A 14,728-nucleotide genomic window follows, 5' to 3' on the forward strand; every position below is an offset into this window, starting at 1 on the left:
GGGCCCGGCTGTCTCAGGCCCGTCCGCCGGGGACGTTGACCTGGCGGCGGGCGAGGTCCTCGAGGATCTCCGCCGTGGCCGAGGTGCCGAAGCGGGACACTCCGACCGCGGCCATCGCCAGCATGGTGTCCAGGGTGCGGATGCCACCGGACGCCTTGACCTGCACGGCGGCGGAGACCGCCGAGCGCATCAGGGCGAGGTCGTCGATGGTCGCGCCGGTCGGGGCGAAGCCGGTCGACGTCTTCACGAACGCGGCGCCCGCCCGCTCGGCCGCCCAGCAGGCGGCCAGCTTCTGCTCGTCGGTGAGGTACGCGGTCTCCAGGATGACCTTGACGTGCGCGTCGCCGGCGGCCTTCACCACGGAGAGGATCTCGTTCTCCACCGAGACGATGTCGCCGGACCGCAGCCAGCCGATGTTGAGCACCATGTCGATCTCGGTGGCGCCCTGGTCGACCGCGAGCTCGGTCTCGGCGACCTTGATCTCGGTGGCGCTGTCGCCGTGCGGGAAACCGATCACGGTCCCGACCTTCACCTGGGTGTCGCGGAGCAGCGAGACCGCGGTCGGCACGTCGCAGGGGCGCACGCAGACCGACGCCACGTCGTACTTCGCGGCGATCGCGCAACCGGTGCGCACGTCCTCGACGGTGAACTCGGGCCGGAGGATGGAGTGGTCGATCATCTTCGCGATCTGCGCGACGGTGAAGTTCATGACTGAACGCTACCTGTCTATACAGCCGGTTGTCTAGACAGCTTTGCGCCTTCGATAAGGTGTCCCCATGCCCGACTTCGTGCCGCGCTATTTCCGCATCGAGCAGGAGCTGCGAGCACGGATCGCCCAGTCCCGCCCGCACGACCCGCTGCCCTCCGAGCCGGAGCTGGCCCGCGAGTTCAACGTGAGCCGGATGACGGCCCGCGCCGCCGTGACGCAGCTGGTCAACGACGGTCTCGTGTACCGCGCTCCCGGCCGTGGCACGTTCGTCGCGGTGCCGGCCGGTCCGCGGCGTGCCGACAACCTGGTCCGACTCAGCGAGGAGATCCGTAAGCAGGGGCGCAAGCCGTCGGCCCGGGTGCTGCTCGCCGAGCTGAGGCCGCCCACCGCCGTCGAGGCGACCCGGCTGCGGCTGCGAGACAACGATTCCGTGGTGGCGATCCACCGGGTGCGGCTCGCCGACGACGAGCCGATCGCGTTCGAACGGGCCATGTACCCGGGAGCGCTGGCCGCGCTGCTGGACGCGGACGTCTCCGGGTCGGTTCACGAGGCGATCGTCGGGCTCGGGCGGGTGCCGACGCGGGGTACGGCGACACTCACCGCCCAGCCCGCCACCGAGGAGGACGCGAGCGCGCTGGGCGTTCCGGTCGGTTCGGCGCTACTCGTCGAGGAACGGCTGATCCTCGACGAGACCGGGCGGCCGCTGGAGCTGAGCGAGTCGCGCTACGCGGGCGAGCGCTACCGCCTCGACGTGGCGTTCGGCGTCGAGCCGTTATAGGGGCCGGAAGAATTGCCACTCCCCTGTGGAGCTGCTGTGACGTGCCGAACAAAAACGAACAATAAGGAGCCCGATCTCATCGGCTGAATGCCTTTTCGTTACCTGAACGAGAATTGATCGTCATTCGGCATACCTACGCTCCGGCGGATCTACTTCGTTCGGAGGACCTATCTCGATGCGTCCATATATACGCAGCGTGGGCTCCGCCGGTCGGTCCCGCTCATCACTGTCGACCCGTCCCGGGTTGCGTGCTCTGGGCGCCACCGCCGTGGTTACCGCGCTCGGCCTCTCCCTGGCCGGCCCTGCCGTAGCGGCCACTGACGCGCCGTTCATCAGCGAGATTCACTACGACAACACCGGCACCGACAGCGGCGAGGCTGTCGAGATCGAAGCCCCGGTCGGGTTCGACCTGACCGGCTGGCAGATCGTCCTCTACAACGGCAACGGCGGAGCGGCCTACAACACCGCCACGCTCAGTGGTGTCGTCCCGGCCTCCGGCGTGGTCGTGCAGACCTACCCGACCGACGGCATCCAGAACGGCGCGCCCGACGGTGTCGCGCTGGTCAAGCCGGACGGCACCATCGCCGAGTTCCTCACCTACGAGGGCGCGTTCACCGCGACCGGCGGAGCGGCGTCGGGCGTCGCCGGCACCGACATCGGCGTCTCCGAGACCACCACGACGCCGGTCGGTCACTCACTGCAGAAGATCGACGGGGTCTGGCAGGCGCCGGCCGCGAACAGCTTCGGCGTTGTCAACAAGGCCGCGACCGAGGAGCCGGAAGAGCCGGAGGAGCCCGGTACGGGCTGCACCACCGCGGTCACCGGCTCGATCGCCGAGGTACAGGGCACCGGGTCGGCGACCGGCCAGGCCGGCAAGACCGTGACGGTCGAGGGCGTCGTGACCGCTGACCACCGCACCGGTGGCTACAACGCGATCGCGATCCAGACCGCCGGTTCCGGTGGTGACCGCACGGTCGCCGCGGGCACCGCGTCCGACGGCATCTCCGTCTACCTCGGCACCAGCGCCGCGAACCACCCGTCCGTCGCGATCGGCGACCTGGTCCGGGTGACCGGCGTGGTGAGCGAGTACAACGGCCTCACCCAGATCTCCACCGCGGCGAAGACCGACGTGCAGGTCTGCGCGACCGGCGCGACCGTGCCGACCGCGGTGCCGCTGAGCCTGCCGCTCAGCGACGACGCGCGTGAGTCCGTCGAGTCGATGCGGGTGGCGCCGGTCGGCACGTTCACCGTCTCGGACAACTACAACACCAACCGGTACGGCGAGATCATCCTCGCTGCCGGCGACGACCCGGCGCGGATCCCGACCGACGTGGCCCGCCCGGGTTCCGAGGCCGCCGCGAAGATCAAGGCTGACAACAAGGCCGGCCGGATCCTGGTGGACGACGGCAAGACCACGAATCTCTCCACGGCCGGCCTCGCGCCGCCGTACTTCTCGAAGGACGAGCCGCTGCGTGTCGGCGACACGGTGGAGAGCTTCGGCCCGAGCATCCTGAGCTACGGCTTCAGCGAGTGGCGCCTGCAGCCGGCCACCCCGGTCGACGCGAGCACCCCGGCCGGGACGCGGACCACGTTCAAGCACAGCAACCCGCGTACGGCCAATCCGGCGGACGTCGGCGGCGACATCACCGTCGCCAGCTTCAACGTGCTGAACTACTTCGTCCACTTCGGTGGCGAGGCGCGTGGCGCGACCGACGCGGCCGCCCTCGCGAAGCAGGAGGCGAAGATCGTCTCCGCGATCACGGCGCTCGACGCCGACGTGATCGCGCTCATGGAGATCGAGAACTCGGTCCGCTTCGAGGCGACCGACACCCAGCTGGCGCTGAAGACGCTGGTGGGTGCGCTCAACGCGAAGGAGGGCGCGGGCACCTGGGACTACGTCCGTTCCCCGGCCGAGCTGCCGAGCGCTGCCGAGCAGGACTACATCACCAGCGCGATCATCTACAAGCCGGCCTCGGCCACGCCGAAGGGCGCGGCCAAGTCGATCAACGACGAGACGGTGTGGGGCAACGCCCGCGAGCCGATCGCTCAGACCTTCACGGCCGGCGCGATCGACTTCACCGTGGTGGCGAACCACTTCAAGTCGAAGAGCGCCTCGGTCACCCCGACCGGCGACAACGTCGACACCGGTGACGGCCAGGGCGCGTACAACGGCGACCGCATCCGGCAGGCGAACTCCCTCGCGGCGTTCGTCGACGGCCTCGGCACCGACAAGGTGATCCTGCTGGGCGACTTCAACTCGTACGGCCAGGAGGACCCGCTCCAGGTTCTCTACGACAAGGGCTACTCGGACGCGCATGCCACGTTCGCGCCGGACAAGTCGTCCTACGTCTACGGCGGCGAGTCGGGCTCCCTCGACCACGCGCTGGTGACGTCGGAGTTCTCCAAGCGGATCACCGGCGTCGACATCTGGAACATCAACTCCGTCGAGTCGTTCGCCTTCGAGTACGACGGCTACGCGCCGTTCTACTCGGACGACCCGTACCGGTCCAGCGACCACGACCCGGTCGTCGTCGGCCTGGACACCGGCGCGGCCGGTCCGGTGGACCTGCAGCTGCTGAGCATCAACGACTTCCACGGCCGGCTCGAGTCGCCCTCCACCGGCAACGGTGGCGCGGCCCAGCTCGTCGGGGCGGTCGACCAGCTGCGTGCGGCGAACCCGAACACCGCGTGGATCTCGGCCGGTGACAACATCGGCGCGTCGACGTTCATCTCCGCGATCGACAACGACAACCCGACGATCGACGTGCTGAACGAGGGCGGCCTGGCCGTCTCCGCGGTCGGCAACCACGAGTTCGACAAGGGCCTGTCCGACCTGCTCGGGCGCGTCGAGGATCGGGCGGACTTCCCGTACCTCGCTGCGAACGTGTACAAGGACGGCGAGCGGATCCTGCCCGGCTACTCGGTGCAGACCCTCGGCGGCGTGAAGGTCGGCTACATCGGCGTCGTCACCGAGCAGACCGCCTCGCTGGTCAGCCCGGACGGCATCAAGGGCGTCGAGTTCCGCGACCCGATCGCCGAGACCAACACCCTCGCCGCGCAGCTCTCCGACGGCAACGAGGCGAACGGTGAGGCGGACGTACTGGTGCTCCTCGCCCACGAGGGTGCGGCCACCGAGAACATCGCGACCGCCGAGGCGCTGGCGAACGACCCGGTCTTCGGCGACTTCACCAAGGTGAGCGCCGAGATCGACGCGATCTTCAGCGGTCACACCCACCAGCCGTACGCGTTCCAGGTCCCGGTTCCCGGCACCGACAAGACCCGTCCGGTCATCCAGGCGGAGGACTACGGTCTGCGCCTGGGCAAGGCGGTGCTGACCTACGACCCGGCCACCAAGTCGGTCACCGGTTCCACCGCCGAGCTGCTCAACGTCACCGGCTACCCGTCGAACCAGGCGGTCGCCGACATCGTGACCAAGGCGAAGGCGACCGCGACCGAGCTCGGCAAGGCGGAGCTCGGCAAGATCACCGGCGACATCAAGCGGGCCTTCACGGCCGCCGGCGCCGAGGACCGTGGCGCCGAGTCGGTGCTGGGCAACTTCATCGCGGACGTCCAGCTGGACCAGACCAAGGACGCCGGCCGCGGTGGCGCTCAGATCGCCGTCATGAATCCGGGTGGTCTTCGCGCCGACCTGCTCTACGGCACCGACGGTGGCGTGACCACCTACTCGGAGGCCTTCGCGGTCCAGCCGTTCTCCAACGACGTGGTGACGCGCACCCTGACCGGTGAGCAGATCCGCAAGGCGCTGGAGGAGCAGTGGCAGCCGGCCGGTGCTTCCCGCCCGGTCCTGCACCTGGGTGTGTCGAAGGGGCTCACCTACTCGTACGACGACAGCAAGCCGCGCTACTCCAAGATCATCCCGTCGACGCTCAAGCTGAACGGGGTCGTCATCGACCCGGCCGGCAAGTACCGGGTGACGAGCAACTCGTTCCTCGCGTCGGGCGGCGACAACTTCCCGTCGCTGGTCAGCACGGAGAACGTTGTCACCACCGGTGACAACGACCTCACCATGCTGGTGAACTACTTCGCCAAGTACACGCCGATCACCGCGGACACCACGTTCCGCAGCACCCCGGGCGTGGCCGATGTGACCGCCCCGACCGGCACCTACAGCCTGAACGCCGCGGCGCTCTGGCCGGGCCAGTCGGTCACCCTGACCCAGCAGGCTCTGAGCGACGACGTCAGCGCCGCTGACAAGGTCACCCGGGTCGTCAACTGGGGCGACGGCAGCGCCACGGAGACCCTGGCCGCCGGCGCGACCACCGCGACGCACAAGTACGCGGCGGCGGGCAGCTACACGGTGTCGGTCACGCTCACCGACGAGGTGGGCAACTCCGGCGCGGCTGCCTTCAACGGCTCGGCCACCGTCGTGGTCGCGGCGCAGGCCGGCAAGTACTCCCTGAACCCGAAGCTGATCTGGCAGACCGAGTCGACCGACCTCGCCTTCTCCGGCGTGACCGGCGCGACGGAGCTGACGGTGGCCTGGGGTGACGGCAGCACGAGCAAGGTCGCCACCAGTGCCTCCACGGTGTCGCACGCGTACGCCAAGCCTGGCTTCTTCCAGGTCAAGGTGACGCCGTCGAATGCCGCGGGCGCCGGCAAGACCGTCACGGTCGGTGTGGTCACCGTCCTGGCGGACTGCTTCAAGCCGGAGGTCCGGATCTCCGAGCCGCGTAACGACGACCGGGCCTCGTCCTGGCAGTCGGTCAGCGGCACGGTGTTCGACCTGGGCACCGGTGTGGCCGAGGTCAGTGTGGAGCTGATTCAGGAGCGTTCCGGCAAGTGGTACTACTTCACCGGCACGACCTGGGCGAAGGCGAGCTCGGAGAAGGACGCCGCCGCGAAGGCGAGCACGCGCACCGTGGTCCCGAACGCCAAGGGCGCGTGGACCGTCGCGACGGCCGGCGTCGAGAAGGGAAACCTGAAGATCACGTACTGGGCCGAGGACAAGGCGGGCAACACCGCCAAGGCCAAGACCTACAGCACCAAGATCACCAAGTAGCTCTCTGAAGTAGGGCGAGGCCCCCATCGGATGACTCCGGTGGGGGCCTTTCCTGCTTCAACGCTCCAAGATCCGCGACAGGGGGACCGCCGGCGTTCCAAGATCGCGACGCGAGGGCGACGCGAGGGCGACGCGAGGGCGGCGCTCGGAGCGGCGCGGAGTGACGCGAAGGGTCAAGCTCGGAGTGGCGCGCGGGGTGACGCGAAGGGTCAAGCGCGGTGTGGCACGCGGGATGGGGTGATGCGCGGAGTGGCGCGCGGGATTGCGCGTGGTGATGCGGAGTGGTGCGGTGCGCGGTCAGTGATTGCGGTAGCGGCGCCAGCGGACCGCCGAGGCGATCGCGGTGGCGACTGACCACGCGGCTACCAGGGAGCCGGCCACCCACCAGCCGACCAGACCGAACACTACGGAAATGACGGCGAGGACGGCGGCGATGATGAAGAGGGGCAGGGGAGGGCGCCCGGTCGCGGACACGCTGAAGTTGCCGCCGCCCATGCGGGCGCAGAACTCCGGGTCGTCGCGCTGGAGTTGGCGCTCGAGCTGCGCCAGCCGCCGGTTGTCCTCTTTACTGAGCATGCCGCCACCTTCCGGTCCGCCCGCGCCGGTACAGCCGATCGAGATATAGCGATCTCGGTCACAGCCATTGTTACCTCTGAGTTGCCTTTGTGATACGGCTCGGTGTGCCGATTTTTCCGTCCACCCCGCTTCGCCACACGCCGCCGCACCCGGGTTCACCGGAAAGATCAGACATGTACGGAACGGCGGCACTCCGCCTCGCGGTGTGCCGCCGAGCTCGGGGTCGAGACTGATCAGGTGTGGGAGCGGAACACCCAGATCCGCAGCATGAGGAACCGGACCGCTGTCGCCACCAGGTTCGCGGCCACCAGCACGGCGATTTCAGCGATCGGGTGCGGCCGGGTCCAGGCCGCGTGCAGCATGGCGAGCGAGCCGCTCGTCAACGCGAGACCGATTCCGAACACCACGAGTCCCTGCGCCTGATGACGCCAGGCGCCTTCCGTACCGCGCACTCCGAAGGTCACCCGCCGGTTCGCCGCGGTGTTCGCCACGGCGGTCGCCAGCAGCGCGGTGAGGTTCGCCCACTGCGGGCCCATGCCGGTGCGCAGCAGCGCGTAGAGCACCAGATAGGCGATCGTGCTCGCGATGCCCACCCCGGCGAACCGGATGAGCTGCCCGGTCAGGCCGGCCGGCGCGGGCCGTCCCAGCTGGTCCCGCAGGGAGGCGAGCGGAATGCGCCCGGAGCCGATTCCGCGGATGATCCGCACGATTCCCTTGAGGTCGGCGATCGCTGTCGAAACGATGTCGACGCGGCTGTCCGGATCGTCGACCCAGTCCACCGGAACCTCGTGGATGCGCAGCCCGGCCTTCTCCGCCAGCACCAGCATCTCGGTGTCGAAGAACCAGCCGGTGTCCTCCACCATCGGCAGCAGTCGCGCCGCCACATCCGCTCGGATCGCCTTGAATCCGCACTGAGCGTCGGAGAACCGGGCCGCCAGCGCGCCGCGCAGAATCAGGTTGTAGCTCCGGGAGATGAGTTCCCGTTTCGCGCCACGGACCACCCGCGAGCCACGGGCCAGCCGGGAGCCGATCGCCAGGTCCGAATGGCCGGAGATCAGGGGTGCCACCAGGGGAAGCAGTGCGCCGAGGTCGGTCGACAGGTCGACGTCCATATAGGCCAGAACAGTCGCATCGGAATGCGTCCAGACGTGTTTCAGAGCCCGCCCGCGACCCTTCTCGGCGAGGTGGACGGCGGCCACCTCGGGGTAGTTCTGAGTGAGCTCGCGCGCCACTTCCGCGGTTCCGTCCACACTGGCGTTGTCGGCGATCGTGATCCGGAACGGGTAGGGGAAATCCGCCGTGAGATAGGCGTGCAGCCGCTGCACACAGGGCCCGAGGTCGGCTTCCTCGTTGTAGACCGGAATCACCACATCGAGAACCGGCGAACCGACGAGACGCGGCCGGGCATCCTGCGAAGGCGCGGTCGAAAGGCTCATGACGGCAAATGTCCGTCGCGACGCTGAGGCCGCGTTATGCCCACCCTGCGAAGAATCTGTGAGCGGATGTACGAACGGCCCGCGCCCCGGTGGACGCGAGCCGTTCGACGACGAAGGAAAAGACGACGAAGGAAAAGACGACGAAGAAGACGAGGAACTAGGCGGTGGCCGGCGACGTCAGGTCGTAGACGGTGGTGCCGCCGACCGTCTTCGCCGTGTAGTTGGCGGTCACCCACTCGCTGATCTGCGAGCTCTCGTTGCTGCCGCCGTTACCGCCGCCACGACTGAACCCGCCGCCGCCGATGAAGTAGTGGATCTTCCCCTCGGCGACGTACTGCTGGAACTCGGCGAGCGTGGGCGACGGGTCGGTGCCGTTGAAGCCGCCGACCGCCATGACCGGCTTCTCGGTGGCCAGCTGATACCCGGACGCGCTCTGCGAGCCGATCGCCGCGGCGACCCAGGTGTACTGGTCGGCGTTCTCCTCGAGCAGCGCCTTCATCTCGTCGCTGACCTCGGCCGCGTCGAGCAGCCCGCCCATGCCGCCGCCACCGCGCATCCCGCCACCGGTACGCCCGCCGTCACCCTGAGCGCCACCGTTCTGGTTGCCGCCACCAGGAAAGCCCTGACCACCAGGAAAGCCCTGACCACCAGGAAAGCCCTGACCACCAGGAAAGCCCTGACCGCCAGGAAGGCCCTGACCGCCGCCGCCAGGAATGCCGCCCTGACCGCCACCACCAGGGAAGCCCTGACCGCCAGGAATGCCCTGACCACCGGCACCCCGACCGCCACGGCCCCCTCCGGGTCCACCGAAGCCGCCGGACACCGCGGGACCGGCCGACGGGATGGATCCGGTGTGCGGTTCCGACGCGGTCTGTACGGCGTACGCGGCTGGTCCTGCAAGACCAGCGACGGCCGCGACCGTAGCAGCGACCAGAGCCAACCGCCTGCTCAACCGGAAGGTGGCGATCACGGCGACCGCGGCGACCAGCCCGACGACGAGGACCGGGAGGCGGAGCCAGGGGAGGAAGTCGGAGCTGCGGCCCAGCAGCGTCCACGACCACCAGGCCGTCACCGCGATCGTCACGCCCAGGGTGACCGCCGCGACGATGTTGCGCCGGCGTTCCCACAGCAGGACCGAGCCCATCGCGACGACGCCGCCAATCGCCGGCGCCAGGGCGACCGTGTAGTACGCGTGGAAGATGCCCTGCATGAAACTGAAGATCAGCCCGGTCACGACCAGCCAGCCGCCCCAGACGATCAGACCGGCCCGCTGCAGATCGGTACGCGGACGGCGCAGTGTGATCACCAGGCCGGCGACCAGCACGATCAGCGCGGCGGGCAGCAGCCAGGAGATCTGACCGCCCTGCGCGCTCTCGAAGAGCCGCCCGAACCCGGAGGCGCCCCACATGCCGCCGCCGTTGCCACCGCCACCGCCGCCACCACCTCCGACGCTGCCGGTCTCCTCGCCGTTGAGCCGGCCGAGGCCGTTGTAGCCGAGGGTCAGTTCGAGGATGCTGTTGTTCTGCGAGCCGCCGATATAAGGCCGCATCGACGCCGGTACGAGTTCGACGATCGCGATGTACCACCCGGCCGACACCACCAGGGCGACCAGAGCCAGCACCAGCTGGACGAGACGCTTGCCCAGCTTCGGCGGTCCGGCGATCAGGTACGCGAGACCGAACGCCGGCACCACGAGCAGCGCTTGCAGCATCTTGGCGAGGAACCCGAACCCGAGGAAGACACCGGTCAGCACGATCCATTTGGTGGAGCCGGTCTCCACGGCGCGCAGGGTCGCGTACGCGGCGGCCACCATGAGGAGGACGAGCAGCGCGTCCGGATTGTTGAACCGGAACATCAGCACCGCGACCGGGGTGAGCGCCGAGATGAGGCCGGCGAGCAGACCCGCGGCCGGGCCGAAGCCACGCCGGACAGTGGCGTAGAGCAGTCCCGTGGTGGCGACGCCGAGCAGCGCCTGCGGTACCAGGATGCTCCACGAGCTGAGCCCGAAGATCCGCACCGACAACGCCATGATCCAGAGGCTGGCCGGTGTCTTGTCGACGGTGATCGAGTTGGCGGCGTCCGAGGAGCCGTAGAAGAACGCCTTCCAGCTCTCCGATCCGGCCTGCACGGCGGCCGAGTAGAACGCGTTGCCCCAGCCGGAGGCGCCGAGTCCCCAGATGTAGAGGACACCGGTGAGTACGAGCAGCGCGATCAGTGAAGGACGTATCCAGGCAGCGTCGTTGCGACCCAGCAGGAGGCGAGACGCACCGGTGCGATCTCGTGGGGGAGCCGGCTCCGCGGTCGCGGGCGCCGGCTCCTCGACTTCAGGCGGCAGCGTCGTGGTCATTCGGGTACTCCCCAGGGAGAGCTGGTGGATTCGTACCCGGTGAACGATTGACGGATGTTCTGTCGCTGCCTTGTGGCTCGGCTGTGTGTTAGTTGTGAGGGGACACCCGGCGCTTCGCCGACGCCGCCGTCAGCCGCTCCAAGGTGGACACCGTCGTGTCCCAGCCCATGCAGGCGTCGGTGACCGACTGGCCGTACTTCAGCTCGCCGCCGAGGTCCTGGCGTCCCGGCTCGATGAAGCTCTCCAGCATGACGCCGCTGATCGCGCGCTGACCGGCCTCCACCTGCGCGGCGATGTCCTCGGCCACGATCGGCTGACGCTTGTGGTCCTTGTTGCTGTTGCCGTGCGAGCAGTCGATGACGAGACGCTCGGGCAGCCCGGCCTTGCGCAGCAGTTCCACCGACGCGGCGACGTCCTCAGCGCTGTAGTTCGGCTTGCCGCCACCGCCGCGCAGGACCAGGTGACAGTCCGGGTTGCCGGTGGTGTGCAGGATCGCCGGGGTGCCGGAGTAGTCGATGCCGGGGAAGACGTGCTGCGCCGCAGCGGCCTGGATGGCGTCGACAGCGGTGGAGACGCTGCCGTCGGGGCGGTTCTTCATGCCGATCGGCATCGACAGCCCCGAGGAGAGCTGGCGGTGCACCTGCGACTCGACGGTCCGCGCGCCGATCGCACCCCACGCCACGGTGTCGGCGATGTACTGCGGGGTGATCGGGTCGAGGAACTCGACGGCGACCGGCAGCCCGCGGCCGACGACCTCGAGCAGCAGCTTGCGGGCCACCCGCAGGCCGGTGCCGACGTCCCCGGAGCCGTCCAGCGCCGGGTCCATGATCAGACCCTTCCAGCCGACCGTGGAGCGCGGCTTCTCGAAGTACACCCGCATCACGATGAGCAGGTCCTCGCTGAGCCGATCCGCTTGCTCCTGCAGAAGAGAAGCGTATTCACCGGCGGCGATCGGGTCGTGCACCGAGCACGGGCCGACCACGACCAGCAGACGCTGATCTCGGCCGTTCAGCACGTCCTCGACCTGTTTGCGGCCCTCCAGCACGGTGTCGTGCAATTCAGCCGTGAGCGGCAGCTCGTGGTGCAGCAGCGCCGGGCTCATCAGCGGGACGACCTTCTCGATGCGCTGGTCGCGGACTCGCTGCACCTCAGGGGCGGTCATGGCTTTCTCTCTCTCCTCGGCCGGCGCCGCCGAGGAGGCGAGAGCCGGCTTGCTTGACGCAAACAAAAAGGCAGCGACGTCATGTCGCTGCCTCAGCCGGCTCTGGCGGGTGTCTCAGGTCATGGGGTCATGGCCGAGGCACCGGCTTCAGCCGGCCTCGTAAACCAATAAAACGACCACGTCCGAGACACGCCGCCAGCATAGCCGCCTCACCGCGCCGGATGTAGCTCCTGCGCGTGTTGTTCAGCTGTTGGGACGACCGGGGGTGGGCCGAGCGGCAGCATCACGGTGAAGACCGTCTGACCCGGGCGACTCTGTACGCCGACCTTCCCGCGGTGCGAAGTCACCACGGCATGCACGATCGACAGGCCCAGACCGGTGCTGCCGGCCGCCCGCGACCGGGAGCTGTCACCCCTGGTGAACCGCTCGAAGATCCGCGACGACAGGTCCTGCGGGATGCCGGGACCGTCGTCGATCACCTGGAGCACCGCGGCGTTCGGCACCTGACCGACCTTGATCGTGACGGTCGAGCCCTCCGGCGTATGGGTGCGGGCGTTCGCCAGCAGGTTCGCGAGCACCTGGTGCAGCCGGGCGCCGTCGCCGATCACCGTGACCGGCTCCTCGGGCAGGTCCAGCTGCCAGTAGTGGCGTGGCCCGGCAGCGTGCGCGTCGCTCGTCGCGTCGACGGCGAGCATGGTGAGGTCGACCGGGTCCTGGGCGAGCGGCCGGCCGGCGTCCAGGCGGGCCAGCAGCAGGAGGTCCTCGACGAGCGCGGTCATCCGCTTCGCCTCGGACTCGACGCGGGTCAGCACGTGCGCGATCTCGTCGGGGATGACCTGGCGGCTGCGGCGGCTCAACTCGGCGTACCCGCGGATGGCGGCGAGCGGGGTCCGCAGCTCGTGGCTGGCGTCGGCGACGAACTGCCGCACCTGCATCTCGCTGGCGTGCCGTGCCTCCAGGGCGTTGCCGACGTGGTCGAGCATCCGGTTCAGCGCGGCGCCGACCTGCCCGACCTCGGTACGGGGATCGGTGTCCTGCTCGGGGACGCGCTGCGCGAGCTGCACCTCGCCGCGGTCCAGCCGGAGCTCGGAGACGCGGGTCGCGGTGGCCGCCACCCGATCGAGGGGCTTGAGGGTACGGCGGACGATGAGCGCCCCACCCCAGCCGGCGATGAGCAGCGAACCGAGGACCACGCAGCCGGTGAACATGGCGACGACGAAGAGGGTGTGGTTGACGTTCTCCAGAGGCAGCGCCGCGATGACCACGTAGGGGGTGCCGCCCTCACCGCCGAATCCGCCGACGTTCGCGGTCCAGGCGATGGCGCGGAACTCGCCGAGGTCTCCGAGATCGACGTCCACCTCGTTGCCGCCGGCCGCTAGAGCCGTGCTGGTCAGCGTGGTCTGGTTAGCGGCGTCGAGCAGGTCGTAGTCGTTGCCGCCCTGATTCGTCGCGCTCGTCGCGTCCTCGAACTTGATCAGACCGCCACCCTCGGAGGACGAGGTGTCGGAGGGGTCGAGGAAGAGCAGGATCGAGCCGCGCGAGACGTTCGGGGGAGGCGATTCGAGAGGGCTGGAGTTCGATCGCGTGGGTACGTTCTCCGGCAGACTGCCGAAGTCGCCGGGCGGCTTGCCCCAGTTGCCGCCGCCGCGGACCGCGAACTTCTGGGCGTCCTGGAGCTGCTCGTCGATCTGGTGGTAGAGGGACTTGTGCAGGTAGATCTCGGCGGTGCTGCCGACGACGAGACCCAGCACGGCCAGCAGGGCGATCATGATGGCGACCAGCCGGGTGCGCAGTGGCCAGCCGGCTGGGCTGCGCCAGCGGGCGGGGCGGGGGGAACGGGTCATCGCGGCAGTCATCGCCTTCAGTCGGCGGGCTTGAGGACGTATCCGGCCCCGCGCATGGTGTGGATCATCGGGGCCCGGCCGGCGTCGATCTTCTTGCGCAGGTACGAGATGTAGAGCTCGACGACGTTGGCCTGGCCGCCGAAGTCGTAGTTCCACACCCGGTCGAGGATCTGCGGCTTGCTGAGCACCCGCCGCGGGTTGCGCATGAGGTAGCGCAGCAGCTCGAACTCGGTGGCGGTCAGCGTGATCAGGTCACCGCCGCGGCGGACCTCGTGCGAGTCCTCGTCCAGTGTGAGGTCGCCGACGACGAGCTGCGACTCGGTGCGCATCGGGGCGTGACCCATCCGGCGCATCAGGCCGCGGAGCCGGGCCACGACCTCTTCCAGGCTGAACGGCTTCGTCACGTAGTCGTCGCCGCCGGCGGTGAGACCGGTGATCCGGTCCTCGACCGAATCCTTCGCGGTCAGGAAGAGCACCGGGACCTCGGGGGACTCGCCGCGCAGGCGGCGCAGCACCTCCAGCCCGTCGATGTCGGGCAGCATCATGTCGAGGATGACGGCGTCCGGACGGAACTCCCGGGCCGTACGCACCGCGGTCATGCCGTCGCCGGCGCTCTTGACCTCCCAGCCCTCGTAGCGCAGCGCCATCGAGAGCAGCTCGGCGAGGGTCGGCTCGTCGTCCACCACAAGGACGCGGACCGGCGTCCCGTCGGGCCGCCGGAGTTCGGTGCTGGAGTCTGTGTTCGCCATCGTCATGCCCCTACTGTGGTGGGCGTCGCTCTGCGCCGGCTTTTCGTTTCCTGTGTAGTAGCTGTGTAGTCCCACAGGGACCTTCGGCACGCGGGTTCCCGCATTGA

At 69.0% G+C, this 14,728-nt stretch carries 9 protein-coding genes; 2 read left to right on the forward strand and 7 right to left on the reverse strand.

What is annotated here, in order from left to right; genetic code table 11:
• Positions 1 to 13: 13 nt before the first annotated feature.
• A complete protein-coding gene (gene deoC / locus EP757_RS12930; protein WP_127545508.1) occupies positions 14 to 709 on the reverse strand; it encodes a deoxyribose-phosphate aldolase in 696 nt (231 codons plus the stop codon).
• 67 nt (positions 710 to 776) lie between these two features.
• Between deoC and EP757_RS12935 the strand changes: the two genes are divergently transcribed.
• Positions 777 to 1,487, forward strand: coding sequence for a GntR family transcriptional regulator (locus EP757_RS12935; RefSeq protein ID WP_127545511.1), 711 nt, complete (start codon positions 777 to 779; stop codon positions 1,485 to 1,487).
• Between the two features lie 196 nt (positions 1,488 to 1,683).
• Positions 1,684 to 6,507 carry an ExeM/NucH family extracellular endonuclease gene (locus tag EP757_RS12940; protein WP_232050486.1) on the forward strand — a complete coding sequence of 1,608 codons (4,824 nt, stop codon included), beginning with the start codon at positions 1,684 to 1,686 and terminating at the stop codon, positions 6,505 to 6,507.
• A gap of 297 nt (positions 6,508 to 6,804) precedes the next feature.
• Here the strand turns inward: EP757_RS12940 and EP757_RS12945 are convergent, their stop codons facing one another.
• The 6 genes from EP757_RS12945 to EP757_RS12970 form a co-directional block, all read right to left on the reverse strand.
• Positions 6,805 to 7,083, reverse strand: a complete 279-nt coding sequence (locus EP757_RS12945) for a DUF3040 domain-containing protein (protein WP_127545517.1) — start codon at positions 7,081 to 7,083, stop codon at positions 6,805 to 6,807.
• A gap of 233 nt (positions 7,084 to 7,316) precedes the next feature.
• Positions 7,317 to 8,519: a bifunctional glycosyltransferase family 2/GtrA family protein gene (locus EP757_RS12950; RefSeq protein ID WP_127545520.1), complete on the reverse strand. Its 1,203-nt coding sequence runs from the start codon at positions 8,517 to 8,519 to the stop codon at positions 7,317 to 7,319.
• A 157-nt stretch (positions 8,520 to 8,676) separates the two neighbouring features.
• Positions 8,677 to 10,866 carry a glycosyltransferase family 39 protein gene (locus tag EP757_RS12955; RefSeq protein ID WP_127545523.1) on the reverse strand — a complete coding sequence of 730 codons (2,190 nt, stop codon included), beginning with the start codon at positions 10,864 to 10,866 and terminating at the stop codon, positions 8,677 to 8,679.
• An 88-nt stretch (positions 10,867 to 10,954) separates the two neighbouring features.
• Entirely contained in the window at positions 10,955 to 12,028 is a 1,074-nt protein-coding gene (locus EP757_RS12960; protein WP_127545526.1) for a 3-deoxy-7-phosphoheptulonate synthase, read from the reverse strand.
• A 209-nt stretch (positions 12,029 to 12,237) separates the two neighbouring features.
• Positions 12,238 to 13,872 carry a HAMP domain-containing sensor histidine kinase gene (locus EP757_RS12965; RefSeq protein WP_127545529.1) on the reverse strand — a complete coding sequence of 545 codons (1,635 nt, stop codon included), beginning with the start codon at positions 13,870 to 13,872 and terminating at the stop codon, positions 12,238 to 12,240.
• A gap of 17 nt (positions 13,873 to 13,889) precedes the next feature.
• The gene (locus tag EP757_RS12970; RefSeq protein ID WP_127545532.1) at positions 13,890 to 14,627 is read right to left on the reverse strand and encodes a response regulator transcription factor; all 738 of its coding nucleotides are present in this window, start codon (positions 14,625 to 14,627) and stop codon (positions 13,890 to 13,892) included.
• Between the last annotated feature and the right edge of the window lie 101 nt (positions 14,628 to 14,728).

It is taken from the genome of Actinoplanes sp. OR16 (assembly GCF_004001265.1).
In the GTDB taxonomy this organism is placed as follows: domain Bacteria; phylum Actinomycetota; class Actinomycetes; order Mycobacteriales; family Micromonosporaceae; genus Actinoplanes.

What these genes read in the sequence shown, in the direction of transcription:
- deoC (WP_127545508.1), bottom strand. Translation starts at nt 709, where the DNA reads ATGAACTTCACCGTCGCGCAGATCGCGAAGATGATCGACCACTCCATC.
- EP757_RS12935 (WP_127545511.1), top strand. Translation starts at nt 777, where the DNA reads ATGCCCGACTTCGTGCCGCGCTATTTCCGCATCGAGCAGGAGCTGCGA.
- EP757_RS12945 (WP_127545517.1), bottom strand. Translation starts at nt 7,083, where the DNA reads ATGCTCAGTAAAGAGGACAACCGGCGGCTGGCGCAGCTCGAGCGCCAA.
- EP757_RS12950 (WP_127545520.1), bottom strand. Translation starts at nt 8,519, where the DNA reads ATGAGCCTTTCGACCGCGCCTTCGCAGGATGCCCGGCCGCGTCTCGTC.
- EP757_RS12955 (WP_127545523.1), bottom strand. Translation starts at nt 10,866, where the DNA reads ATGACCACGACGCTGCCGCCTGAAGTCGAGGAGCCGGCGCCCGCGACC.
- EP757_RS12960 (WP_127545526.1), bottom strand. Translation starts at nt 12,028, where the DNA reads ATGACCGCCCCTGAGGTGCAGCGAGTCCGCGACCAGCGCATCGAGAAG.
- EP757_RS12965 (WP_127545529.1), bottom strand. Translation starts at nt 13,872, where the DNA reads ATGACCCGTTCCCCCCGCCCCGCCCGCTGGCGCAGCCCAGCCGGCTGG.
- EP757_RS12970 (WP_127545532.1), bottom strand. Translation starts at nt 14,627, where the DNA reads ATGACGATGGCGAACACAGACTCCAGCACCGAACTCCGGCGGCCCGAC.